Annotated in this window: 23 protein-coding genes and 3 pseudogenes; 18 read left to right on the forward strand and 8 right to left on the reverse strand. The window is 46.9% G+C overall.

Going from position 1 to position 25,249, the window contains the following annotated elements; genetic code table 11:
• Positions 1-228: pseudogene (locus FC20_RS10070) on the reverse strand (DDE-type integrase/transposase/recombinase); the annotation flags it as partial.
• Between the two features lie 62 nt (positions 229-290).
• Between FC20_RS10070 and FC20_RS05740 the strand changes: the two are divergent.
• Positions 291-755, forward strand: coding sequence for a GNAT family N-acetyltransferase (locus FC20_RS05740; protein ID WP_008461480.1), 465 nt, complete (start codon positions 291-293; stop codon positions 753-755).
• 564 nt (positions 756-1,319) lie between these two features.
• On the opposite strand, the gene FC20_RS05745 is transcribed toward FC20_RS05740, so the two are convergent.
• A complete protein-coding gene (locus tag FC20_RS05745) occupies positions 1,320-3,185 on the reverse strand; it encodes a sugar MFS transporter (protein ID WP_051011262.1) in 1,866 nt (621 codons plus the stop codon).
• A gap of 404 nt (positions 3,186-3,589) precedes the next feature.
• On the opposite strand from FC20_RS05745, the gene lacZ reads away from it, so the two are divergent.
• From lacZ to FC20_RS05770, 5 genes are all read left to right on the forward strand, one after another.
• Positions 3,590-6,619, forward strand: coding sequence for a beta-galactosidase, LacZ type (lacZ, locus tag FC20_RS05750; protein ID WP_008461488.1), 3,030 nt, complete (start codon positions 3,590-3,592; stop codon positions 6,617-6,619).
• Positions 6,620-6,708: 89 nt separating this feature from the next.
• Entirely contained in the window at positions 6,709-7,713 is a 1,005-nt protein-coding gene (locus FC20_RS05755; RefSeq protein WP_008461489.1) for a LacI family DNA-binding transcriptional regulator, read from the forward strand.
• 416 nt (positions 7,714-8,129) lie between these two features.
• Positions 8,130-8,927, forward strand: a complete 798-nt coding sequence (locus FC20_RS05760) for an AIM24 family protein (RefSeq protein WP_039943749.1) — start codon at positions 8,130-8,132, stop codon at positions 8,925-8,927.
• A gap of 91 nt (positions 8,928-9,018) precedes the next feature.
• Positions 9,019-9,306, forward strand: coding sequence for a hypothetical protein (locus FC20_RS05765; protein WP_039943751.1), 288 nt, complete (start codon positions 9,019-9,021; stop codon positions 9,304-9,306).
• A gap of 31 nt (positions 9,307-9,337) precedes the next feature.
• Complete coding sequence (locus tag FC20_RS05770) at positions 9,338-10,297, forward strand: hypothetical protein (protein WP_008461491.1); 960 nt, start codon at positions 9,338-9,340, stop codon at positions 10,295-10,297.
• A 250-nt stretch (positions 10,298-10,547) separates the two neighbouring features.
• Here the strand turns inward: FC20_RS05770 and FC20_RS05775 are convergent, their stop codons facing one another.
• Positions 10,548-11,018 carry a GNAT family N-acetyltransferase gene (locus tag FC20_RS05775; protein ID WP_008461493.1) on the reverse strand — a complete coding sequence of 157 codons (471 nt, stop codon included), beginning with the start codon at positions 11,016-11,018 and terminating at the stop codon, positions 10,548-10,550.
• Positions 11,019-11,164: 146 nt separating this feature from the next.
• On the opposite strand from FC20_RS05775, the gene FC20_RS05780 reads away from it, so the two are divergent.
• The 9 genes and pseudogenes from FC20_RS05780 (at position 11,165) to FC20_RS10075 (ending at position 19,191) form a co-directional block, all read left to right on the forward strand.
• Positions 11,165-12,079: an ABC transporter ATP-binding protein gene (locus FC20_RS05780; RefSeq protein WP_008461496.1), complete on the forward strand. Its 915-nt coding sequence runs from the start codon at positions 11,165-11,167 to the stop codon at positions 12,077-12,079.
• Positions 12,076-12,936, forward strand: coding sequence for an ABC transporter permease (locus FC20_RS05785; RefSeq protein WP_008461497.1), 861 nt, complete (start codon positions 12,076-12,078; stop codon positions 12,934-12,936). The genes FC20_RS05780 and FC20_RS05785 overlap by 4 nt, the downstream gene beginning before the upstream one ends.
• A gap of 131 nt (positions 12,937-13,067) precedes the next feature.
• Positions 13,068-14,459 carry a Rib/alpha-like domain-containing protein gene (locus FC20_RS05790; protein WP_008461498.1) on the forward strand — a complete coding sequence of 464 codons (1,392 nt, stop codon included), beginning with the start codon at positions 13,068-13,070 and terminating at the stop codon, positions 14,457-14,459.
• 156 nt (positions 14,460-14,615) lie between these two features.
• Positions 14,616-15,080: a DUF2798 domain-containing protein gene (locus FC20_RS05795; RefSeq protein ID WP_008461499.1), complete on the forward strand. Its 465-nt coding sequence runs from the start codon at positions 14,616-14,618 to the stop codon at positions 15,078-15,080.
• 115 nt (positions 15,081-15,195) lie between these two features.
• Positions 15,196-15,600, forward strand: coding sequence for an arsenate reductase ArsC (locus FC20_RS05800; RefSeq protein WP_008461500.1), 405 nt, complete (start codon positions 15,196-15,198; stop codon positions 15,598-15,600).
• 107 nt (positions 15,601-15,707) lie between these two features.
• Positions 15,708-15,833 (forward strand): annotated as a pseudogene (locus tag FC20_RS10340) (IS30 family transposase); the annotation flags it as partial.
• A gap of 355 nt (positions 15,834-16,188) precedes the next feature.
• Positions 16,189-16,746: a hypothetical protein gene (locus FC20_RS05805; protein WP_008461501.1), complete on the forward strand. Its 558-nt coding sequence runs from the start codon at positions 16,189-16,191 to the stop codon at positions 16,744-16,746.
• A gap of 179 nt (positions 16,747-16,925) precedes the next feature.
• Positions 16,926-18,710, forward strand: a complete 1,785-nt coding sequence (locus FC20_RS05810) for a DUF2075 domain-containing protein (protein ID WP_008461502.1) — start codon at positions 16,926-16,928, stop codon at positions 18,708-18,710.
• 127 nt (positions 18,711-18,837) lie between these two features.
• Positions 18,838-19,191, forward strand: a pseudogene (locus FC20_RS10075) (N-acetyltransferase family protein).
• Between the two features lie 58 nt (positions 19,192-19,249).
• Here FC20_RS10075 and FC20_RS10850 read toward each other — a convergent pair.
• From FC20_RS10850 to FC20_RS05815, 3 genes are read right to left on the reverse strand one after another with little or no spacing between them, the layout of a single operon-like run.
• Positions 19,250-19,432 (reverse strand): FAD-binding protein, encoded by a 183-nt coding sequence (locus FC20_RS10850; protein WP_008461506.1) that lies wholly within the window; start codon positions 19,430-19,432, stop codon positions 19,250-19,252.
• Positions 19,433-19,446: 14 nt separating this feature from the next.
• Positions 19,447-19,626, reverse strand: a complete 180-nt coding sequence (locus FC20_RS10855) for a hypothetical protein (protein WP_008461509.1) — start codon at positions 19,624-19,626, stop codon at positions 19,447-19,449.
• A gap of 31 nt (positions 19,627-19,657) precedes the next feature.
• On the reverse strand, positions 19,658-20,890 hold the full coding sequence (locus FC20_RS05815; protein WP_008461510.1) for an FAD-dependent oxidoreductase: 1,233 nt from the start codon (positions 20,888-20,890) through the stop codon (positions 19,658-19,660).
• Positions 20,891-21,071: 181 nt separating this feature from the next.
• Here FC20_RS05815 and FC20_RS05820 point away from each other — a divergent pair, with 181 nt between their 5' ends.
• Genes FC20_RS05820 through FC20_RS05830 form a run of 3 tightly spaced genes read left to right on the forward strand, consistent with a single transcriptional unit; the run spans position 21,072 to position 22,876 of the window.
• Positions 21,072-21,650 carry a GNAT family N-acetyltransferase gene (locus tag FC20_RS05820; RefSeq protein WP_039943755.1) on the forward strand — a complete coding sequence of 193 codons (579 nt, stop codon included), beginning with the start codon at positions 21,072-21,074 and terminating at the stop codon, positions 21,648-21,650.
• A gap of 38 nt (positions 21,651-21,688) precedes the next feature.
• Positions 21,689-22,201 (forward strand): DUF4256 domain-containing protein, encoded by a 513-nt coding sequence (locus FC20_RS05825; RefSeq protein WP_008461514.1) that lies wholly within the window; start codon positions 21,689-21,691, stop codon positions 22,199-22,201.
• 9 nt (positions 22,202-22,210) lie between these two features.
• Positions 22,211-22,876: an MmcQ/YjbR family DNA-binding protein gene (locus tag FC20_RS05830; protein WP_008461516.1), complete on the forward strand. Its 666-nt coding sequence runs from the start codon at positions 22,211-22,213 to the stop codon at positions 22,874-22,876.
• 259 nt (positions 22,877-23,135) lie between these two features.
• Here the strand turns inward: FC20_RS05830 and FC20_RS05835 are convergent, their stop codons facing one another.
• A complete protein-coding gene (locus FC20_RS05835) occupies positions 23,136-23,909 on the reverse strand; it encodes an autolysis-associated response regulator transcription factor (protein WP_008461518.1) in 774 nt (257 codons plus the stop codon).
• A complete protein-coding gene (locus FC20_RS05840; protein ID WP_008461520.1) occupies positions 23,910-25,223 on the reverse strand; it encodes an autolysis-associated sensor histidine kinase in 1,314 nt (437 codons plus the stop codon).
• Positions 25,224-25,249 lie beyond the last annotated feature (26 nt).

The raw sequence follows: 25,249 nt of genomic DNA on the forward strand, positions 1-25,249 counted from the left end.
ATCGATCCCTCTGTTAGCCAGAGCGGCTTGACATGCTTGGTGTTGATATTGCCAGCCACGGTCTAAGTGAAAAATAAGCCCGTTAAGAGCCGGGTGCTTCTCAAATGCGTCATCTAGCATGATCATTACTTGCTTAAGGTCTGGGTGCCTAGAAATGTTGTAGGAGATGATTTCTTGGGTACAACCATCGATAATTGGAGAAAGGTAGAGCTTTTGATCTTTAAGATGCTGTACGTCCTTTTCTTTGTCTTAGGGTATAATGTTGAAAAAACGAAAGATGAGGACTAAATATGGATTTCCAAGTGGTTGAATTAGACAAAAAAGCCGTCGACGACTTTTGGCACTTGCGTAAAGAACTGTTTTTAGAATTAGGAGAAATTACCACCGAGACAGATGTTGAAGAACTAGAATCCGCCTCAAAAAAGTATTACCTGGACCACATTGGTAAAGATTTGCTTAACTGGGGAATTAGGCAGGACGGGCATTTGGCAGCAATTGGATCACTCTGCCTCTTTTCCCGCATCCCTTACCAGGAAAACTTGACTGGCCAGGAAGGCTATATCTTGAATATTTTTACTTCAAAAAATTACCGCAAGCAAGGGATGGCTAACCAGATTCTGGATGCCATTATCGATGAGGCAAAAAAGCGAGGAGTTCGCCGCCTCTGGCTGTCGAGCAGCGACCAAGGCAAGCCAATCTACTTGGATAAAGGTTTTAGAGAAAAAGCTAACGAAATGGAATTATTTTTGGCATAGTTTAGTGCTAATTTCCCAGAATTTTACAACTCAAGCAAAACGGCTGACAGTTTTTCTGCCAGCCGTTTTTGTTTTATGAATGACTTTCTAGAAATGCAAGGATCTCAGCTTTAGTTCTGGTATTTTTATCAATAGCTTTTAGTAATTCCTCCTGCTTATAGTTGCCATTCGGTTGTCGTATCAGTTCAATCTTTTCAAGTTCCTTAAGTGCAGCGGGTACGCATAGATAGTTGGGCTTGCCCGGCATTTCAGCTTTGCTTTTTTCTTGCTGTAAAATCAGTCGTTCTTTGAATTCAAGAGGCGGCGCACAATCTTCATCTCAGATTCAGGCACCTTTTCGCCCTCATACATGAAAGTGATCTTGCTTTGAGCCAAGTTAACGCTTGGCGGTTTCGGTCTTGGTCTCGGTCCAAGCCCGCTGCTCGCGCAATCCTTTTAGCCGCAATGTCATTGTATTCATCTGTGTGCTCCCTTTCTCTTTTCTTCACACCAGCCATCAGCCTATACCATAATAACCGCAACCTCAAGAGGGGATGCGGTTATTAGCGTAGTTGTAACATTGGGCTATTTGACGGCTACCTGCATAATTTCTTCGCCTGACTTGACCGCGTGCTCAGTGACGTCTTCAAAGTGTAGCAGGCGCTGGGGCTGGGTGAAGAGGACGATGACCGTGTCATCGTATCCGCGCTCTTGGATCAATTCCCGGTCAAAGTCCATCAGCAGCTGTCCTTTCTCGACCTGCTGCCCATCGGCATAGTAGCTGTTGAAGCCTTCACCGCGCAGGTTGACGGTGCCAAGTCCAATGTGGATTAAGGCTTCCAAGCCATTGTCTGATACCATGCCCAAGACATGCTTGGTCGTAAAGGTGAAGCGGACGGTCCCGGTAAATGGCGCGTAGATCTTGCCTTCGCTTGGCTTGATGGCGAAGCCTTCACCGTGCTGGGGCACGAAGTCGTCTGGCAAAGAGGAGAGGGGCTTGAGCTGACCGGTGACTGGAGCGTCAACTTCAGTCGTCCCAGCCTTGCCAGTGCTGGTCGGGTCAACGCTCAGCTTTTCCTGCAGCTGGTTGACGATCTCGGCATGCTTCTTTTCGGTCAAGGTGACCTTCTTGTCGAACACAATCAGGGCCAGAATTGCCAAGACCAGCGGAATGATGAAGGCAAAACTCTTGAAAGTGTGGATGCTGGCCGAGGTCATGTCAGCTGCGGTTGCTGCTCCCGTCATGCCGCAGGTAACGGCGATGAAGCTGACCAAGCCGTTCGAAAAGGCCCCGGTCAGTTTGTCGATCATTGGCCGCACGGCCAAGGTGACGGCTTCATTTCTTTCGCCATTCTTAAGCTGTCCGTATTCAATCGCGTCAGTCAAGGTCAAGACCGTTACCAGCTGGGCAAAGGAGAAGTTGAGCAAGGCGATCGCGACGATCAACAAGGCCAGATTGTTGCTGAAGAAAATAAAGATGATGTAGGACAGGATCATGCAAACCTGACCAATTGTAAAGAGCCACTTGCGCGGAATGAACTTGTTGAGAATTGGATACAATGGCGAGGTGCAGAAGGAAACGATCGTTGCGACCACGCCAACCAGTGAATATGACGCTGGCTTGTCCAAGATGAACTTGAAGAAGTAGAACAAGACGCCGTTAGTAATGACGTTGGCCAATGAGAAAAGGAAATAGCCTAAAGATGCCCAAAGAATCTGGTCATTGTGGGCTAGGGCCATAAGCACGTCTTTGATGCTGGTCTTCTTCTTGTTGGCCGCCCGGCGGATCAGGTTGTCCTTTTCCTGGGTGCCGATGGCCGTGATGAACATGCAGACGATGGTCAATAAGGAAATAATCACGGCAAAGGCCAGCCAGCCGCTTGGCCCTTCTTCTTGCTTGCCGGTAGCTTTGAAAGTGAAGTAGGTTACCAGGGGAACGACGATGATGGTCAGGCCGTTCCAGCCGATCGTCCCAGTGAAGTTGCCCAGGGAGGTGTAGACCCCACGCTCACGGCTATCTTCGCTTAAGGCTGGCACCATCCCCCAGTAGGAAACGTCAGAGAAGGAGTAGAAGACGTCCAGGGTGACAAAGATGATGACGAACAGGATGGAAAACAGCACCCAGTTGCTGTTGGCCAGGCCGAAGATCCCCGTGAACAGGACGATCATCAGCAAGGAGCTGATGACGGTCCCAGCCAGGATCCAAGGCTTGAACTTGCCCCACTTGGAATGGGTGTTGTCGACCACGTTCCCGATCAACGGATCGATGGCAATTTCGGCTACTCTGACGACGACGATCAAGGTGGTAATCAGGTAGATCAACTTGTTGGCAATCGCTGTTGGCAGGCCGCTGAAGAGCCCGCTGGTCACGAAGATAATGAAGTAGTTGGACAAGAGTCCATAGAAGGCAGCATGGCCCAGATTCCCCATCGCGAAGGAGAAGCGGGACATGAGCCCTTTGGATTTCACATTGCGGTTCACGAATATACCTCCATTTTATTTGCTGTAATCGCTTTACTTGTTTACGAAGTAAATTATAGCCGGAATTTTGTCAAAAGTAAACACCTTTAGTAAACAATTTACCAAAAAATGCTAACCGTCGCTGAAGACATGAGCGAATAGAGCCAAAAAAACCGACGAATTTTGCAATCCCTCGCTTGCTTTTTTGATTGCAAAAATAAGGAAACAAGGCAATTAATGCCTAGGAATGGCAAGCCAAGCTAAGGTGATTGCTTTTTAATATCTAGTAAAATATTTACTAAAAGCACTTGCAAAAATGAACTGAACAAGCTATGATATTGGCTGTAAGCAAGAACTAGCAATCAAGCAAGACATTACTAGAAAGAGGCAATAAAATGGGGAAAACAGCAGAAAAGCCTGAATTTGCATGGCTCAGCGATCCAGAAGTGTTTGCGGTAAATACTTTGCCGGCTCATTCGGATCACCAATACTTCTTGAATGAAGCAGAAGCCGAAAGGGGACGCAGCAGCCTGAAGCAGTCGCTTAATGGGTCCTGGCGTCTGGCCTGGAGCAAGAGCCCTGAGCTCAGAAACCGGCGCTTCTATCAAATGGGCTTTGACGAAAGCGGCATGGACACGGTTGAGGTTCCTAGCAATTTGGAAGTTCTTGGCTATGGCCAGCCGCAATACGTCAACATCCAATACCCATGGGACGGGAGCGAGGAAACCGGGCTGAAGACGCCGCTGCGGGACAATCCGGTTGCCTGCTATGTCAAGCACTTCACTTTGGATAAGGGCCTAAGCGACAAGCAGGTTATTCTCAGCTTCCAAGGCGTGGCAACAGCCATGTACGTCTGGCTCAACGGCACCTTTGTCGGCTACAGCGAAGACTCCTTTACTCCTAGCGAGTTTGACGTGACCGACTGCCTGCAGGAAGGCGACAACAAGCTGGCAGTTGAAGTCTTCAAATATTCCTCGGCCAGTTACCTGGAAGACCAAGACTTCTGGCGCCTTTCCGGCATTTTCCGGGATGTTGACCTGTATGCCATTCCGCTTGCGCATATCCAAGACCTTCGCGTAGCCAGCACGCTTGAAAATGACTACCGCGAAGGCAAACTGACCGTTCAGTACCAAGCTGCGGGGCAAGCAGACCAAGTCCTCCTGCGCCTTTACGATCTTGACGGGCAAATCTATGACAGCCAGGCAAACGATTTTGCGAAAAGTGGAACTTTCGTCATGGACCACTTGCCGGTCAAGGCCTGGAGCAGCGAGCAGCCAGTCCTGTACAAGGCTGAATTGGTGCTTGAAGACAGCGGCCGGGTCCTGGAGGTCGTCCCGCTCAAGCTGGGCTTTCGGACTTTCGAAATCAAGAACCGCTTGATGCTGCTAAATGGCAAGCGAATCGTCTTCAAAGGCATCAACCGGCATGAATTCGACTGCCGCCGGGGCCGGGCAGTGACTGAGGAGGACATGCTTTGGGACATCAACTTCTTAAAGCAGCACAACATCAATGCCGTCAGAACCTCGCACTATCCAAACCAGTCGCGTTGGTATGAGCTTTGTGACCAATACGGGATCTATTTGATCGATGAGGTCAATTTGGAAAGCCATGGTAGCTGGAACAAGCTGACTAAGGTGGAGCCTTCCTGGAACGTGCCCGGCAGCAAGCCGGAATGGCTAGAGAACGTCATGTTCAGAGCCAACAACATGTTCCAAAGAGACAAGAACCACCCGGCCATCTTGATCTGGTCCTTGGGCAATGAAAGCTATGCCGGCGATGATCTGGCAAAGATGGGCGAATTTTTCAAAAAGAACGACCCTGACCGGGTCGTTCACTATGAGGGGGTGACCTGGAACCGGGACTACGACTTTATCACTGAAGTAGAAAGCCGGATGTACGCCAAGCCAAAAGAGATTGAAGAATATTTGACCAACAACCCGCCAAAGCCATTCATTTCCTGTGAGTATGCACATGCGATGGGAAACTCGACGGGTGGGCTGCAGCTTTACACGGCACTTGAGAAGTATCCGCAATACCAAGGCGGCTTCATTTGGGACTATCTTGACCAGGGATTGCTGACCAAGAACAGCCAGGGGCAAGAGTACCTGGCATACGGCGGGGACTTTGACGACCGTCCAAATGACGGCGAGTTCTGCGGCAATGGCATCGTCTTTGCCGACCGAACGCCTTCACCAAAGGCCCGGGCGGTGAAGGAGCTGTACAGCAACTTGAAAATGACTATTAATAAAGAGGGCATCACGATCAAGAACGATAACCTGTTTGTGGATACGAGCGGCTATGACTTTGTCTTGACCTTGCTTTGCGATGGCCGGCCAGTTGCTGAATATCAGTATAATTTGAACATTGTGGCACAAGATAAGCAGAATCTGCCATTGCCAAAATCGCCGAAATTGACTGGCGAACTGGTTTGGCACCTGGATGCCCGCTTAAAGGAAGACCAGCCTTGGGCAAGCAGCGGCTTTGTCGTAGCAAGCGCCGAATACCTGGTGCCTGAAACGCGCGTGAAGAAGCAAGCGTCAGCAGACTTGCCAGACTTCCGGATCATTAACGGCGACTTCAACCTAGGCGTTTGGGCCAACGGTGTCAAGGCCTTGTTCAGCAAGGACAAGGGCGGCTTGATTTCCCTCAAATATGGTGATCGCGAGCTGATCAAACAGAAGCCACGGCTGACCTTCTGGCGCGCCTTGACTGACAATGACCGCGGCGCCGGCTATGGCTTTGACATGGCGATGTGGGAGAATGCCGGCAAATTTGCCAAGCAGACTGATTTCAAGCTGGAGCTGACCGAAACGGGCGCCAGAATCAGCTATGATTTCCTGCTGCCTGTTGGGAAAGACTTGCAGGTCAAGGTTGCCTATACGGTTGACCGCACGGGGACAATCGGCGTCAAAGCCGTCTTCCCAGGAGCCGCGGGGCTGCCTGGTCTGCCGGAGTTTGGCCTGGAACTGGCCTTGCCGCACGACTTTAACCATTTCGCGTATTACGGCAAGGGACCAGAAGAAAACTACCTTGACCGGCAAGCGGGATCCTTCTTGGGAATCTGGACTTCCTCAGCCGCTGAAAACGTGGCCAGATATCTGCGCCCGCAGGAAACCGGCAATCGGGAGGGACTGCGCAAGCTGGCGATTTATGACCGGCAAGGAAGCGGTGTAGTCTTTAGCGCTGCTGCTAAACCTTTCTCAGGCAGCGTTCTTCCTTATAGCACCGCGCAATTGGAGGCGGCTGACCACTGGTTTGACCTGCCTGATTCTGAGTACACCTGGGTCAAGCTGCTGGCCGCCCAAATGGGCGTCGGCGGTGACGACTCCTGGGGCGCGCCAGTCCATGACGAATATCTTCTGCCAAGCAGCAAGTCTTACGAACTGAACTTTACTATTTCGCCTTTCTTACATCAGCTAGCCTGACACTTGACTAGTTTGAAACTTTTAATTATGCTAAATTTAAATTAGTAAATTATTCCTTATTCTAATCTAGAGAAAAGAGCAGGGTGAAGATGGCAACTATCCGGGATCTGGCCAAGCGGGCTGGCGTATCGCCAGCAACCGTGTCACGTATTTTGAATTATGATTCGACTCTATCCGTCAGCGATGAGACCCGCAAGCGCGTTTTTCAGGCAGCGGAAGACTTGAACTATAGCAAGCATCTTTCCAAGAAATACCAGCGTTTTAGCGGCAAGACGGCAGCGATCGTCTTGTGGTGCGACCCTGAGGAAGAGCTCAACGATTTGTACTACTATTCCATCCGCTTGGGAATTACTGAGCGGCTGACAGAATTAGGCCTTAAACATGAACTCCTTTACGCCGGCGCTAACTGGGAGGAGCTGGATAAGTACGCGGGGGTGATCGTGATCGGCAGCGATCAGTATTCGGCAGGCCAGCTGTCAATTCTTAGGCATCTGCCAGTACCGGTCGTCTTCGTTGACAGCAATCACCTGCAAGATGGCTTTCCGAGCGTCTATTCAGACTTCCGCAGCGCCGTTGAAGAAATCGTTGACCACTTCATTCAGACTGGCCGGACCAAGATTGGGATGCTGGCAGGGGACTTGAGCGATCACTATGACAAGGAGAACCTGCCCGATTTCCGCTTTCGGAATTTTAAACGCTACGTCCAGGCGAAGGAGCTGTATCAACCAGACTGGATTATCGTTGGCGCTTTTACTTCAGAAAGTGGGTATGAGGCGATCAAGCTGGCCTGGCCAGAATTGGCTGAAAAGCCGAACTGCCTGCTGGTGGCCAATGATGCCATGGCAATTGGCGCTTTGAAAGCCTTCCGGGAACTGCATGTCCGCGTTCCCGAAGACGTTAGCATGATTTCCTTCAACGATACGACCGTTGCGCAATTTGCCAATCCAGCCTTGAGCAGCGTGAAAGTGGAGACCAATGAGATGGGTAAGAGGGCAGCCGAGGTCCTCTTGAACCGGTTAGAGCAGCCAGACCGCCTGCCATATGCCCTGCAGCTTTTGACCAAACTGAAATTGCGCCAGAGCAGCATTAACTAGCACAAGAAACTATTTTTTAATGATTGCACACTTTTGCCAATAATGACTTGCAGTCATGGATTGGCGGCTGATTGCTTCGGCAAAGCCGTGGACCGGAAAAAAATATAAAACAGATGACACTAAAACTTAAGATCTAGACTAAGATGAAGAATTCAACTATTACTACTTTCACCCTGATTTATTAGAAATCATATCAAAAAGGGGGATGCAGCCGTTAGTGGCTGCATCCCTCTTTTCGTGCTGCTTGTTGTTTTAAACAAAAAATCTTACCGACGGATGCATTACTTGACATCAATCAGTAAGAAATATTATAGAGCCATAATTATGGTATAATTCATACAACAGGCATAATCATTTTACGTGCGGTTCGGGCGTGAATCGCAGTCGTATCAACGAAGAAAAGGAGGAATGTCGTAATGTTTCAAGTGAAGAATTTCGTGGGGAATGCAGGTAATGACGACATTATCGTGACCGATGAGAAGGGACCGTTTCGCGTTGCCGAGTACAAGCGTGACTTGAGCGTTTCGCCGGCTGATTCCGAAGTGGCATATTTCAGCAGTAAGATGAACGTCCGCAAGCGTCAGTTGGTTTGCCGTATGAACGGCAACGGTATCACGACGCAGGCGGGTGCTATGCAGTGGTTCGCTGGTGATGTTAAGTGCACCACGGGCATCAAGGGTATCGGCGACTTTGTTGGCAAGGCGTTCCGTGGCAAGGCGACTGGTGAGTCGGCTATCAAGCCGGAGTATGTGGGTAGTGGCCTTCTGGTGTTGGAGCCGACGTATCGTTATCTGTTGCTGATGGATGCGTCCGAATGGCCGGGCGGTGTCGTGTTGGATGATGGTTTGTTCTTGGCGTGTGAGTCCACGTTGCGTCACAGCACGGCGATGCGTTCGAACTTCTCCTCGGCGATTGCCGGCGGGGAAGGTCTGTTCAATCTCAAGCTGGAAGGCAAGGGCGCGTTTTGCATTGAAGCAGACTGCCCGTACGAGGAGCTTATTGAGATAGACATGCAGGATGACGTGCTCAAGATTGATGGCAATTTTGCCGTTGCATGGAGCGCAGGTCTTAAATTCACCGTGGAGCGTTCCGGCAAGAGCCTGCTCGGTTCTGCAGCGTCGGGTGAGGGTCTTGTCAACGTTTATCGTGGCACGGGTCGTGTGTTGATGATGCCCGTTCGCAGTAGCCGTCTGTCGGCCCCGACTGTTGAATAAGAAGGAACCGGCGTCATCGCGATAACGTCTAAGGGCGTCGTATTCGTACGGCGCCTTTTTCAATTACATGAGACAGGACGCGACGGACAAGATGGATGTGAAGCTGGACAGGGATGCCCGCATGGTGCATATCGCGATGGATTTCACGCCGTGTCTTTCCGCATCGCCCCGGCCCGTGTCGTATTGCTTTGAAACGATGGGAAGGTCGGTGTGTTGCATGTTTTTTGATGTGGGTACACCGCACAAATCGGCTAACCGGGAGACGTTCTTTGACTATTGCAGGAATGACGGCTTTAATAAGCGCAAGAACCTTGGCCGTGTTGAGCAGATGGATGAGAGCGGTAATAGCTTATGGGTAGCGAATAAAGAGGACAGTTAATGGAAAAACTCAAGGAAATTAGGAGGAAATTATGAAATTCAAAAAGCTTTTAGAACCTCCGACTGAATACTATTTACTGGATTGTGAATTTGCTACGGAACTGGATCTCGAGTCTAGAGAGATCCGGATTGTTCCTTTAGAGATCGCGATAGGCCATTATCTCAATGGAAAAATGATAAGATGCCTCTCTGAGTATCTCTATTGGCCCAACATGCTGGCACGCGACCTAAAACGCGGAATCAAACATAGCGGCTTTCAATTTTCTGAGTATATGAAGAAGGGACAGGTATCGCTGGTTATTGATGAGTTGAATTCATTTACGAAAAAGTCGCTGCCATTCGTGGGATGGAATATACGTCATGACTTGGATGTTCTTTGCAGCTGTCTGGATTCACTGTCATGTCTAAATAGCCAAGCGATTCAATTTTTCTCAATCGATCAGTATTTAATGGAAAGATATAATCTAAACAATCTTCCCGGTCTAAGAGATACCGTCAATCAGCTGCACCTTCCTTTGGCAAAAGTAAAAGATGTCGCCATTACTGATATCGAGATGACTGCTGAAGTATATGCCTACTTTTTCAACCGAAATGAACTCAGTGCTGCAATGGATCAATTGACTAAAAAGACCGTGAGTCAGGATGCTATTATCTCACAGACGGAGATGCCAGAGATGCCGATTCAGCTGAAACTGATGAATGGCGGAGTACTGTCGACCATTCGTTTGCCTAAAGCAATATACTATGTCGTCTGCACAGGTAGGAGCCAAAAGATGACCTCAGAACAAGCGGAACGATTAAGAAAATGGCTGACCAACATGTCCACAAGCCATCGCTTGATTCAATGTGAAAAACCCGTCCAGGCCGATATCGGAATCTATGTAGGAAATGCTAAATCCTTTGCTGAAATTCCTGATGATCTGCTTACGGCCAAGATTGAAAAGCTACAGCGATCAGGGAAACCGATAGTATCACTGGCGGCAAACACCTAAAACGTCTGTTCAATGCGCCTTTATGGAAGAATGGTCATATAACAACGCATTCAACGAGGGGAGGAATCAGATAGCAAAATGGGCCGAAAAGTCAAAAAAACCGAAAGAAGACGAAATATCCGGCCTCTGAAAACGGCTAAAGAAATCAACGCCATGAAACGGGCCCTCCAATTTGGTGCGAGAACGGTAACTGGACAAAAAAGCAAAAATAAATCCCGATCTCAGAAATTGTGAGATCGGGATTTTTAGCTTATAAAATATATTCCATGGTTGTTTCTTTGGTCTTAAGGCCATTCTTTTCATAGAAGCGAATGGCCGAATCATTTCCTGCCCACACATTGAGGGTGATTTCATAGCAGCCCAAGCGTTTGCCTTCTTCCTTGACAAAATCTAGCAAGGCCCGGCCAACACCTTTAGAACGGGCAGCAGAGTCAACGCAGAGATCATCAATAAATATAGATTTGAACTGAACCATATTGGTTGAGAAAGGCTGCTCCTGCAGTTGGGTGAAAACATAGCCCAATACTTCATCTTCGTCATTAACGGCAACATAGATCGGCTTTTGGTCATCCTTGATAAGCTTAGCCAATTCATCATTGGTGTACTTGGTGGTCCCTGGCTTAAAAATATCTGGCCGGATAGCTGCATGAAGCTCCAGTACCTCGCTCAGCAATTTTATGATTGCGGGAATATCTTTAATTTGTGCACGGCGAATGTTCATTTTTGTCAGCTCCTAAAAAGTGTTTTTCATCAATTGTATCACAACAGGTCAAGCTTCTTTTCTGGTATCTTACCAAAATTTCACCTTTGGAAAGATCACTTTAATGTAAAATGAGTATAGAAACACGAATGGAGAGGAGCTAGAAAATGGAAAATGCGATTGAAGTAAATAAACTTTCTAAGTCTTATGGTGGCTTAAAAGTTATTAGTGACATTTCTTTTCTGGTCCGTGAAGGCGAATTATTTGCTTTTCTTGGGCCAAATGGTGCTGGGAAGTCAACAACAGTTGACTGCTTATCAACCTTGACCAGGTTTGATTCCGGAAAAATCAAGCTGGCCGGGTTTGACATGAAGACGGAAGGGCAAGCAATCAAGCAAAAGATCGGGATCGTATTTCAAGAAGGACTTTTAGACAGGAAACTTACAGTTGCGGAAAATTTGACTCTTCGAGCCGGCTTTTACTACCAAAGCAAGGCAGAAATTAAAGAGGCAGTAGGCAGGGCCATTGAGTATACCGAGATCAAGGATCTGCTTAAGCGCCCTTATGGAAAATTGTCAGGTGGACAAAGGAGGCGGGTGGATATTGCGAGAGCACTCATCAACACGCCGAAGATTCTCTTTTTAGATGAGCCAACAACGGGACTTGACCCGCAAACCAGGCAGCATATCTGGGAGACAATCCGGCGCCTGCAAAAAGAGCAGGGGATGACCATCTTTTTAACAACCCACTACATGGCAGAAGCAGCCGCGGCTGACTATGTAGTAATTCTGGATCAAGGAAAAATTGTCGCTGAAGGAAGTCCAATTGACTTAAAGAAGCGTTACAGTTATGACCGCTTGAAACTATATCCAAAGAATAAGCAAAGCTTGGACAGTTTGCTGGCAGGCTTCCCGTTTAAGTGGACTAAAGCTGGTGATTACTATGAACTGGCACTTACTGATACACTTGATGCGATTGCTGTCGTTGAAAAGCTTCGGGATCAGCTGCAAGATTTTGAGGTCCTACATGGAACCATGGATGATGTATTCTTGAATATTACAGGAAGGAGCTTGCGGGAATGAGAACGATGATTAAAAGAAATCTCAAGCTTTATTTGCGGGATAAGGCAACTGTTTTCTTCTCGATGCTGAGCGTAGTTATCATTTTTGCCTTGTACATCTTCTTTATTGGTGACTCAATCAGCAGCGGCTTACAGTTTTTACCTCATCCAAATCGGCTTATGCGGGCTTGGATGCTGGCGGGGATGCTGGCTTCGGCATCCCTAACCACTAGTTTAGGTGCCTACGGAATAATGATCAATGACCGGGAGAATAAGACGATCAAAGATTTCTATTCATCCCCAATCAGCAGAAGGCAAATTGCGGGTGGGTATATCGCGACAGGCTTTATCATCAGCATCATCATGTCTATTTTCACTTTAATTTTCGGAGAATTCTACCTGGGGATGGCTGGCGGCGCTGTACTGGACCCGGAGCTTTTACTTAAATTGCTGCCTGTAATTGCCTTGTCAGCCTTTGCTTCTTCAGCGATCGCTTCCTTCATAGTTTCTTTTTTGAAGAGTAACACTGCTTTTTCAGCAGCCAGCACGGTAGTTGGTACGCTAATTGGTTTCCTGGTTGGAGCTTACATTCCAATCGGTAGTTTACCTGATAATGTACAATGGTTGGTCAAATACTTTCCATGTGCACATTCAGCTGTCCTTTACCGGCAGCTATTGATGGAACCTGCGATTAATGAAAACTTTACCCGGCAATCTTCCGTAGTTCTGAGGAAGTGCAAGGAAGCCCTGGGGATTGTATTCGTATATAACGGTAAAACTGCACCTGCCTGGGTATCAGTAGTAGTTTTGGTGGTAACTGGAGTTGTGTTCTATTCATTGGCGGTTTTAGTGCTGACTCGGAAACAAAATGAGATTTAGAGGCTATTTAACATAATGTAGAATATGAAAAGACGTGTACAATAGTATGCGTTTTTTGCTTAAAGCCTTTTCATGGCTGGATTTTAGCGATATGATCAAGGTTGATGTTTTAGTTAGGAAAGGTGATTAACATGAAAAGAAAAATTCTAGCATTTGTCGGATGTTTCTCCTTGGTCGCTACAACCGTTCAGCCTGTGCAAGCAAGCTACCTTAATGGGTACGACTATGCCAAAATTGCTGACAAGAAGGTGGTAGTCACAAAGACTATGAAGGTCTACCGGGTAAAGACTGGTTCTTCCGAATCAAGGAACCATTTTTACTCGGCTGGAAAACTCAAGAAAGGCTCTGTCATTTATCGTTCACAATGGCTGATGAGTACTGGCAGTGGTTGGGTAATCAAGAGCAGCAAATATAAGGCTGGCAGACGGAAGTTTTACTTTGTGTCTGCTCCAGAAAAGACTAAGTGGTTCAAAGCTTACAAGGCTAAGAAAAAAGCTGTAGCCAAAAAGAAGAAGACCATTAAGAAGGTAAGCAAGAAGCAAGTCACTAAGCCAAAGACCGTAAAAAGACAGCAAAGCCCTAAGAAGGCAGTAAAGAAAACTGCTAAGAAGAAAAGCAGCAAGAAGACTGTGAAGAAAGCTACCAAGAAGAGTGCTAAAAAGGCAGTCAAAAATACCACTAAGAAACCTTCAAAGACAGTAAAGAAGACTACTAAGAAGCCGTTAACGATGGCACAGAAGTACAACCCAAAGGTTAAAGCTTGGACCACAACGCTTGATTGGGGAGACTCCTTCTCAACCGATGCGTATAGCTACATCACTAATACCTGGGATCTCCCGAGCGAGACGAACTATACTTTTGTAAAGCCGGTAAACACTAAGAAGGGTGGCTTCTATCAGACTAATATTCTGGTCACCTACCCAGATGGTTCAAAGGAAACAGTAGGACCTATATCCTTTGTAGTCAAGTCTGCACAAGCGGATGCGTACAATGTGACTGTTAAGAACACTACAGTACCTTATGGGCACTTTATCGATATTAGAAAAGATATTGTGACTAACCCGGTTGGCTATTTCCCTAATGACCCAGCCGAAGTGACTAGGAATACTACAGAATTTCGGTTTTGCCGTGCGGATGGGAATCCTTTAGCCGATGACCCTGATACTACGGTACCAGGCAGTCATGACTACTATATCCTGGTTGAGTATCCTGATGATTCCTACCAAGTTAGCCAAAAATTTACATTGACGGTCAGTCAGCCGGATAACCTGGTCTATCATCCAGCTCTAAAGAGCTCTTCAATCACCTTGCCAGTAGGCACGGATATTGAAGGGGATACTTATCAGTTGCTAAAGCCGCAAGACTTCATCAGCAATTTATCTGATATGCCAAAGGGAACCAAGTACGAGATTCGTGATGATTACAGCTACAATGAGCAATCGAGCAGCTATGTTACTATCAATGTTACCTTCCCGGATGACACGACTTGGGAATCACCAATGTTTTTGCTGAACTTCAAGTAAAATTGCAACCGTTTTTTAAAAAAATAATCAAAAAGCTCTTACGGATCCATTTTTTCTAGGATAGAATAACTAACTGTAACTAAAAACGGTAAGATTGGAAACGTACACTCCTGTAGTGATTAACGAACAAAACGTAAATCATGAAGGGAGTTTTTTATGCCAAAATCCAAACTGGAAAATTTTGTCTTTACTGTCATGATGGCCTTTGTCATGGTCTACGCGATGGTGTGCTACAACATTGCGCTTACTATTGGTGGGATGAAGGATACAGTTCTACTTGAAGCCTTCCGCGAGATGATGATCATGTGGCCAGTTGCTATCATCTTGGAAATGTTCATTTTCGAAAAGCCGGTTGTCTACCTGACTAGACGAGTTATGACGCCAAGTACGCCAATCTTGATGATTATCGTGATTCGGTTCTCAATCACTGTTTGCCTTATGTGTCCAACCATGAGCTTGATTGCAACGGCTCTTTTCAAGAACTTCCAAGCCGCTGGCTTTATTGGGACTTGGCTGCAAACAGTTGTCATAAACTTCCCAATGACAATCGGTTGGCAAATTTTCTTCTGCGGTCCGGCAGTTAGATTCATTTTTAGAACGATTTTTAAAAGGTCAAACTAAGTTATAATAGCAGCATTCATCTGTATTTCATGCAGGGGATGCTGCTTTTACTTTATAATAATGATGTCACAAGTTGTTCTTAAGATAGTTAATGTAAAAATATCAGGAGAAAATCATGTCTAAAACAAGTGTTGCTTTTATCTGCACCCATAATTCCTGCCGCAGTCAAATTGCTGAAGCCTTAGGAAAAAAGTTGGCCGGGGATACATTTGAATCTTACTCAGCCGGCACCAGCATCAAAGACCAAATCAATCCAGATGCAGTCCGCCTAATGAAGCAGCACTACGGCATTGATATGTTGGAAAGTGGACAGAAGCCTAAAAAAATCACTGATTTGCCAAATATCGATTACGTTGTCACCATGGGCTGCGGGGTTCGCTGTCCTTTTTTACCAGCGAAAAAGCGTGTAGACTGGGGCTTAGAAGACCCTACGGGTCAAAATGATGAAATCTTTATGCAAGTGATTACAAAGATCGAGACGAAAATACTTGCCTTAAAAGAAGAATTACTCGAAGAATAGCAGTAATTCAAGGAGGATCAAGCATCCCTGCTAGTCCCAAAAAGATAGATGCTGATTGTAAAATCAAATTGAACACCGCTCCGATCCAGTAAGTGAAGATCGTTTTTAACCCTTATACATCCTGTGATAAAGGTAGCGTAGAAGGCCGCACTGGGCTTATCAGACGCTATATTCCCAAGACTCCAGAAGAGTGCTTTGACGTAGAGCTTGATCATATTTATCGGCGCAGATAATCAAAATCTACCAGATGTTATTGGCAAGTGTTCAATTTATTCTTGCAATTGGCGACTTTAATCTTTTACAAGAATATGCCCAATATTTAGTGAGTATTAACATTATTTTCTAAATATTGCGGTCGCACTCCGCATGAAGTGCGTGGATTCTAGAAAGTCATGCATAAAACAAAAACGGCTGGCAGAAAAACTGTCAGCCGTTTTGCTTGAGTTGTAAAATTCTGGGAAATTAGCAGTAAAGTCCCATAAACTGATTAATCCCATCTTAGCATTGCTAGGATGGGATTTTAATATACCGCGCTATTGGGCGCTTACGTTTGTTCTTGAGAATGAGAAGAAGGACGGGCGGCATCACTTGACCGCAAACAACTGTGCAGCCATGTTGAGGGACATGGCGGCGGCAAACAAGTTCTATGCGGACATCAACCATACGCAATACGATAAGCTTTTTCGCTTGATTCCCAGCGATGAAGTGAAACGGATCATCGAACTGGCCGTTGACAAAGATTTAGTGGATGAATCATATCACCGCATCAGCGACTACAACGTTTCCTACTACTCATTGGTTCCAAACGAATATACGAAGATTTTCGCTTCCAATTCGCTTGCAAGCACTAAGCTTTCGACAGATTTTGGCTTGCTTGCGCATCTGAAAGAACTGACCGATTCCTCAGGCGAATCTGAGTCCGCTCCGGAAGTTGATGACAAGAGCTACATCGAGCTTTTGCAAAAACTTGCCAATCATCCGGCTGTGTGGTGCTACAAGCCGGATGTGTGCCGTCAGTTCCTTCAACTTAAGCCAGAAGTAGCCCAAAAGTTGCTGAAAGTCTATGGATCTATCGAGGACGACAGATTCAAGAAAAAGTACCTCAAATTGATGACAAAAGAAGCCACAGCACTGCAAGAATTATAGAAACATCCTCTATTGAGCGACTGTTAAAGTAAGACGCAGCCACTCAACTCTTTATGAATACTATCAAATCCTTCTAGCTATCTGGCTAGAAGGATTTTTCTGCAATGATATTGTCTTTTAAATCAAAACCAATTATAGTAAAGACTATAAATTAACTATACATGATAGGATGAAGCAAAATGGAAGTTGACGAACCTATAATTTACGAAACTCAATATAGCGACAGTAATGCTAAACAAATCAACGAAGAAATTCGTCAGACTTATTCGGATAAGGCCGATCAAGAGTATTTGATCGACTATCCAACTGTCTATATCATTGACCAACCAGGTAAGCAGAGTAAATATCGTCATGACTATACAGTTTATGTCGGTGAAACTATCGATATTCAACGGCGGACTCTGGAACACTTAAATGGAGATGCTGAACGGAGAACAGACTGGCAAGGCTTGAAAGAAGCTGATAATGCCCATATGTTTGTGATCGGTCACAAGCACTTCAACAAGTCGCTCACCTTGGATATTGAAAACCGGATGATGCAATATCTGAGCAGTGTTGATGCCGTTTCTCACTTGAACAACCGCCGTGAGAATGCTCAACGGATGTACTATACCGAAAAAGAATTCAGGCCAATTTTCAATAAGATTTGGGATGCGCTTGCAGCTAAAGAAGAGTACAAATATCTTTTCCCAGCTAGAAGCGAGATTGAAAAGTCCGCAATTTTCAAAGCTTCTCCTTTTAACAAACTGACTTCTGAGCAAATCGAAGCTAAGGATTTAATTCTTCAGCGTGTCCAGGAAGTCTTTGATAAAAATGAGACGGGTCAGCTTATTTTAGTTACTGGGGATGCAGGTGCTGGTAAGACAGTTTTAATGAGCAACGTTTACTATGACTTGGCTAAACTGGTAGGCAAGGACGGAGAAAAATTTTCTCTGGTAATGCTAGTCAACCACAATGAGCAGCTTAAAGTCTATCAACAGATTGCCAAGAAGTTGGGGATCGGGGACGAAAAGACCGTCCTTAAGCCAGCCAGCTTTATCAATCATTATTCCCCAGATGATCCGGTAGATGTAGCATTTGTTGATGAAGCGCACTTGCTGAGAACTCAAAAAAATCAAGGATACACGTCTGATACTGCGAATATGTTAGAAGACATTCGTTTGCGTGCAAAGATTGTTGTGGCTGTTTATGACAAGAAGCAGGTTCTTTCAAAAACTCAAGTATGGGAGAATGATTCTTTCGAAAAGCTTGAAGAGAGCATCGGTAAAGACAATATCATCCACTTGCGCAATCAAATGCGGATTGATGCTGAAGATCAGACCATCGAGTGGTTGAACAACGTTATTAAAAAGAATGTGATTGGAAAGATTCCGGAAGACAGTAAATACGAAATCAAAGTCTTTAGAAAACCTCAAGATATGCAGGAGGCCATCCAGGAAAAGAACGCAGATCAAAATAACGGAATAAGCCGGATGGTGGCAACCTACGATTGGGAATATTCCAGTCAGAGCAAGCCCAAAGACGGCTCCAAATACTGGCAGGTACAAGAAGGCGATTGGAAGATGCCTTGGAATTATCAAGTTGACAAGCCACGTAAGACTGAGGATGGCATTAGCTACAAAGATCTTTCATGGGCAGAACAGCCAGTGACGATTGATGAAATTGGTTCAACATATACTGTTCAAGGGTTTGACCTTAATTATGTAGGCGTAGAAATCGGTCCATCGGTTAAACTGGTAGATGGAAAAATCGTCCACGAATCAGCGAAGAGTTGTAATAAAGATGCTGTTCAGTATCGTGTTTTTTCGGATGGGAAAAGGAGCAATTTTGCAGACAAGTTGCTGCCAAACGAGTTGAATGTTCTGTTGACTCGTGGAGTACATGGTTTGTACCTTCATGCGGTTGACCCTGCTCTTCAGAAAGCATTGGAAGATGCAGCCGGCGAAAACCGGGTGATTGAATAGATCTCGCATAGTAGTTTGCGATCAATTATTTTGGAAGATAAATCCAAAACGTAACCTTAAAATGACCTCGGCTTTCGAACTGAAGTCATTTTTAACCTGTGCCAGACATAGATTAAGGAAGAAAACCATGGCAAAGTTAAGACCAGCAACAGTCGGGGATACCGCGCACCTGCTTGAGATCTACGCGCCATACGTGGAGAATACGGCAATCACATTTGAAGACGAAGTGCCGACCGTCAGCGAGTTTGAAGCGGTATCCATATTTCGTTGCCCTTAAAGGCGGCCAGATCGTCAGCTATGCCTATGCTGTCCCTTTTAAAGAGCGGGCAGCCTAGGCCAGCGCCACCAGCTCGTGGGCCACTTTCACCAGTACGGCTACAAGTTTGACCGCTGGTACGACATGGTTTGGATGGAGAAAATGCTGGGCGACCATGCCATCCCCGCGCCGGCGATCATCCCGTATCCTGAGCTGGACCAATAAGCAAAAATGCATCCCTTGGCCAAAAGTGCCAAGGGATGCATTTTCAATCTCTCATATCTTAGCTCAAGCCCAGAATTGACTTAGCCGCGCGCCGGCCTTGGTGAATTGCACCAGACACGGCCGTGCCTGAGCCAGGGTAGTATGACCCGATCCAGCCACCAGCGTTCATCCCAGCCGCGTACAAGCCAGGAATTGGCTGGCCGAAGTTGTCAATCACGTTGCACTGCGCGTTGATCTTCAAGCCGCCAATCGCGCCTAAATTGCCCGGAGTGTTGGTGTAGGCATAGAATGGTCAACCCCCATTGTTCGCTCAAACTCTGGATCTCTGCCTTCAGCAGCGTACTTGTTCCACGTTTCCACGCTCTTAACGAGGTTTTCCGCGGGAATGCCAAGCTTATTTGCCAGTTCTTCCAAGCTGTCGGCTGTCTTAACCAAGCCGCTTGCAACATCCTTGGCCAGACTTTCCTCATTCCATGGGGAGGCAGGGGCAGCGATTGAGTCCTTGCCCGTTCACGAAAATTGATGGGATGGTTGGCAGGCGATCATCAGTCCCATTGCCTGTGCGGGCGTCAAAATCAATCGTCCCGCCAAAGCCCGTAACGGCCGCGCCGATATTCATCCCCATCACGATCCCGTCGCCTCTGTCGGAAGCAACTGACCAGCATAGGTGGCGCTTAACGTCTTCATAATGCTGCGGACTAAGGTCTTTAGCTAATTCAACGTTTTGATCAATGGAAGCCGTGGACAGAATTACCCCGCGGTTGGCCTTAAAGGCATAGAGCACGCCATCTTGTTCAGCAATAACCCCGGTGACCTCACTGGAAGTTTCGTCCTTCAGGACCAAGGCAACTACGGCAGTCTCAAATTGGAATTCCGCGCCTTGCTCCAAGGCATATTCGTACAGCTTGCGGGTAGCGATCACCCCGTTGCCCCCAGCACCGCCGCCTTCATAAACGTGGATGCGATCGGCAAAAGCATCTTTGGCGTAAGGAATCTCTGTATGACCGTATACACTGGTCCACTTAATGCCAACTTTCTCTTCCAGCCATTCCAGGTTTTGGCCAGCATTTTGGGTAAAGTCGCGAACGAGCGGCTCATACAGGCGGCCTTCGCCAGCAGCCAGATATTCTGCTTCATGCTTCTCTGGCGTGTCGTCCTTGCAATCGGTGAATTCCTTCTGGTACTTGGTCCCGGCAGCCTGCATTACCCCGCCGGAAAGACTGGTCGTCCCGCCTGGAATTCCTTGCTTTTCAATTGCTAAGACGCTGGCGCCGTTTTCTGCGGCAGTTGCGGCAGCTGATAAACCAGCGCCCCCGGCACCGACAACGATCACATCGTATTCGTCATCGAATTCCAAGTCACCTTCGTAGAACTTTTCTTTTAGCAAAGGATAGTTGTTAGGGTGGTTATGAACAGAGGCCGAGGAGATAGCGTCAACATCCCCGCCAACTGCTGTCGCATAGGCCATTTGGGCTGCCTTTCGCAAGGCACCGGTTGAAACTGAGGCACCCGAGACGGCATCGACGTCAACTGAGTGCTCTGTATTGGCTTCTTCCAGCCAAGTGTCAACCCCCAGGGCGCCAACCGTGTTTGGGACTTCCCCTTCAGCCTTGACCTTGACGACTTCGCCATCGACCACATCAACGATGGCCGTGATCTCTGAGTTGAAACCGTGGGCAGTTGCTTTGTATTCAGTCATGATTTTTCTCCTTACTAACACAAATTAATGCTAATCGCTAATAATGTTCGCGCTTCCAATAAACATGATATCATATGTTATTAATCTGTGGTAAGTCAAAATAGTGTCCGCTCTGATTCATGATAAAATGAAGTTGTTGACAAGTGGCGTGCAAGATAAGCGATTTATTGGAAAGAAAACCATGGCAAAGTTAAAGTTAAGACAAGCAACAGTCGGAGATGCGGAGCGCCTGCTTGAGATTTACGCTCCTTACGTGGAAAAGACGGCGATCACTTTCGAGGATGAAGTGCCAAGCATTGGAGAGTTTCAGGCCAGAATCAAGCGCACCCTGAAGACCTATCCCTACCTAGTTGCCCTGAAAGATGACCAGATCGTCGGCTATGCTTATGCCGGCCCTTTTAAAGAGCGGGCAGCCTATGCCCACAGCGTGGAATTGTCGATCTATGTGGACCTTGGCCAGCGCCACCAGCACATTGGCGGCTTTTTGTACGAGGCAATCGAAAATGTTTTAAAGAAGCAGGGCTTTCTTAACTTGAATGCCTGCATCGCTGCCCCAATAGGTGAAGATCCCTATCTTGATGACAACAGCCTGCGCTTCCATGAGCACCTGGGCTACCAGCTGGTGGGCCGCTTTCACCAGTGTGGCTACAAGTTTGACCGCTGGTACGATATGATCTGGATGGAAAAAATGCTGGGCGAGCATCCCGTGCCCGCGCCAGCGATTATTCCTTACCCGGAACTGCAGGAGAACGGATTATAATTCCCAGCGAATAGCAATCGCTTTTAACGGAGGAATCAATGGAAATACTAGATACGCTAAAAGAAAGATTCATGACCAATATGGACCGTCACCCAGAAGTGAGCTGGGATGATGTTATTGGCAAACTGGATAAAGATCAAGCAGCGGCTGTAGCCTGGATGGAAGAAAGCGGCGGTGAGCCTGACGTCATTTCCTTCCCTAGCGGCCTGGCGATTGTCGACTGCGCCAAGGAAGCACCCGCTGGCCGCCGGAGCGTCTGCTATGACCAAGCGGCCCGGCTCAAGCGCAAGAAGTTCCCACCCGAAAGCAGCGCCCAAGAACTGGCGGAGGAACATGGCTTGTCTTTGCTGGATGAAGCAGACTACCGTCAGCTGCAAGCTTTGGGCGATTTTGACTTGAAGACCAGCTGCTGGATTCAAACGCCGGCCTCAATTAGAGTACAAGGCGGGGCCTTGTTTGCGGAGAAGCGCTACGGCAGCGTCTTCGTCTACCATAATGGAGCGGATTCCTACTACAAGGTCAGAGGCTTTAGATGCAAGCTGAGTTTATAGGGGGATTTGATGTCCGTAGAAGAAGAGCTTTTTGCCAAAAGACAGTGCAAATTCAACGAGCTAGTCGCTTACGGCTTTAGCCAGAATGGTGATGACTATTGCCTTGAAGTTCCGCTGAAAAGTGCCAATTTCATTGCTAAAATAAGAGTTTCATCAGTTGGCGAGGTTAGCGGCAATGTCTATGATCTTGACACTGGCGACGAATACCTGTTGCTCCGCGTTGACAGCGACAACGGCAGCTTTTCTGCCGCGGTCAAGGCGGAATACCGGGCAATCTTGCGGGGTATTGCCGACAAGTGCTTTGTCAAGGCCCAGGCAGATCGGATTCAAGATGAAATCAAGAACAGATATGGGGATGAGCCAGATTTCCCTTTCAAAAAATTCCCCGACTACGCCGTTTTCCGCAATCCCAAGAACCGGAAGTGGTACGGCTTGCTGATGACTTTGCCTTTGGGCAAGCTGACCGGCGATGAAGGTGACCAGCAGGAAGTCACGGTTCTTGACGTGAAGCAGGCAGAGGATCGACTGCCTGATCTGCTCAAAAAGGCAGGCTTTTTCCCGGCTTACCACATGAATAAGCAAAACTGGCTTTCGATCCTGCTTAATGGTGATTTGCCAGATGACCAGGTCCTGGCCTTGCTCGATGAAAGCCGATCCTTTACTGAAAGAAAGTAGGAGGATTTAGCAGCTGAGGCAGCGATCACGCAAGAAATGGCTGTTATAAGGTCCGGGATTGCGCGTCAAGCTGAATTTGTAACAACAATAGCACCGCCAGATTTCTGCTTTCTCTGTTCTTCGTATGAGGAAGTCCAGGCAGTCGACTCTTTTCTGACTCTGATTTTACAACTCAAGCAAAACGGCTGACAGTTTTTCTGTCAGCCGTATTTTTTATGCATGATTTTTAAATTTTTTAGTGCTGAAGGCACACTCAAAATCAAAGTGTTTTTATGGCATTCAATTTCAGCATAATCGATCGCCGGCGGCGAACGGCGATGGAATGGGCAAGGTCTTGATCAAAATAGACGATGCCCTTTTTTTCGTCATAAGTTTGGACTGCATCCAGATTTATTAGGCTTTGCCGGTCAGCAAAGACCAAGTTGGGATACCGCCTCTCATAATCCTTAAGCGTGCCCAGGCAATCAAAAACTCGATTCTTGGCATAGACGCGCAAGGTCTTGTATTTCTTTGGCTGAATGCTGATGTAGTAAAGCTCAGCCAGGGGGATTCTTTCAAGAAAGCCATGAATTTTGCTGTAGGTGAAATAGCTGGCCTGCCCTGAGCTCATGGTCAGCTGGTAACGCTTATAGGCGGTATCGACCGTCTCGTAGATTCGATGCTGAATTTGCTCAGGGGACGAGTCTTTGGTGATATAGTCCAAGGGCTCAACATGCCGCTGAATCGTCAAGCGCAGGGCGGCCGCGTCGGCGGTGACAAAGACGATTTGGCTCAAAATGCCGATGTTTTTGATGCGGCTGGCGACTTCAATCCCGTCAAGACTCGTCTTTAAGTCAATATCCAAAAAAGCAAGATAGTTAAGGTCTTGATGCTGCTCAATATAGGTCAAAACGCTGTGGGGATTGCCAGTACTCAAGACGACGCGAGCGTCATAAGCAACTGGTGTCTCATTAATCTGAATTCTGTTTTCAATCATTTGCTGAATGATTTTACGTTCGGCAGCATTATCTTCCAAAATGATGATGGCTAACATTTATCGGTCTGCTCCTTTCTGAATGATTAGTTCAAATGAAATTTCACTCTCGCTCTGCTCAATTTCCAGGGACAAATCAGGGTCGCTATTGACGATCTCATTAACGTTATCAAGTCCTAGGCCATCATGATCCTGTTTACTCGTTACCCGTGGCTTTAGAATCCGGGCAAGATTGACTGGCTGGGAAATCGTATTTTGCACGATCAAGGAATAACTGTTACCCGAATATTTCGTCAGCAAGACGTTAATTTTCGCGTTTGCCTGTGATTGGCAGGCTTCAATCGCATTATCCAAAAAAATGCCGACGCAGCGAATAATGCTCACGATATTTGTAGGTAGAGAATCAGTTCGCTTATTGATTTCAACCTTGGTCTGGATGCCCTGATCCTGGGCCTGCTGCAGCTTATCAATGATCAGATATTTCAGCTCCTTGATCTGCAAATTGGCCAATTCCAAAGTCATTGAATTGGCAGCTTCTTGCAGGCGGTTATTGTCATCAACTAGCGCTCCAAGGTACTCGCGGGCACCGGAAACATCATCGGTCAGCAGATAGCCGTTTAGCGCCAGCAGGCTGTTCTTGTAATCATGCCGCGCCTTGCGCAAGGCAATGTTTGCCTCTTCCAGGCGGGTGGAATATTCCTGAATCTGCTGGATTTCCGCCTTTTGAATCCGCGTGTCCATAATTTCCTGGTTTTCTTGAATTGCCTGGTAGAGATTGAAGAAGAGGATCGTGATCATCAAGAGCACGATAGTCATCAAGCCCAGTTCCACCAAGGGAGCGATGTTAAATTTTTCAAGCATGGTCCAAATTGCGTAGGTGACTAGCAGGAAGGACCAAACAATCCAAACCAGCAAGTTTAAAAACTGGTGGTTGCTTTTAACGTCAGCAGCAATTTTTTCCAGATTTAGAGCAAAGTGCTTTTTCAAAAAGTAAACAAGCAGGCAGATTAAGACTTCCGGAATGAAGCAGACCAAATTGATGGCCAAGTGGTCAAGCAGGCGGTGGGCAAGGAAATAGGACAGCAGCTGGACCAGCCATCCGAACAGCTCGCCCAAGATTGGGTAAAGGATCAGAACTAAATAATAGAAGAAAAGCCTGTCTAGGATTTTGACCCGTCCACGGGCGAAAAAGCGTGAACCCAGCTGCACGGCAATGATGGCCACAAGGACATATTGGTAGCCAAAGAGAACTGGAATAAGCAGCAGGGGATAAAGAATGAGGTCGAAGCGCTTTGGGCGGTCCAGCGTAAAGGATAAGAGAACCGCAAAAAGATAGGGGTTAAAGGCATAATTGTTAAACAAGCTAGCGATCATTGTTGCTTTCCTTGAAATACATGTGG

Source organism: Lactobacillus equicursoris DSM 19284 = JCM 14600 = CIP 110162, assembly GCF_001434815.1.
In the GTDB taxonomy this organism is placed as follows: domain Bacteria; phylum Bacillota; class Bacilli; order Lactobacillales; family Lactobacillaceae; genus Lactobacillus; species Lactobacillus equicursoris.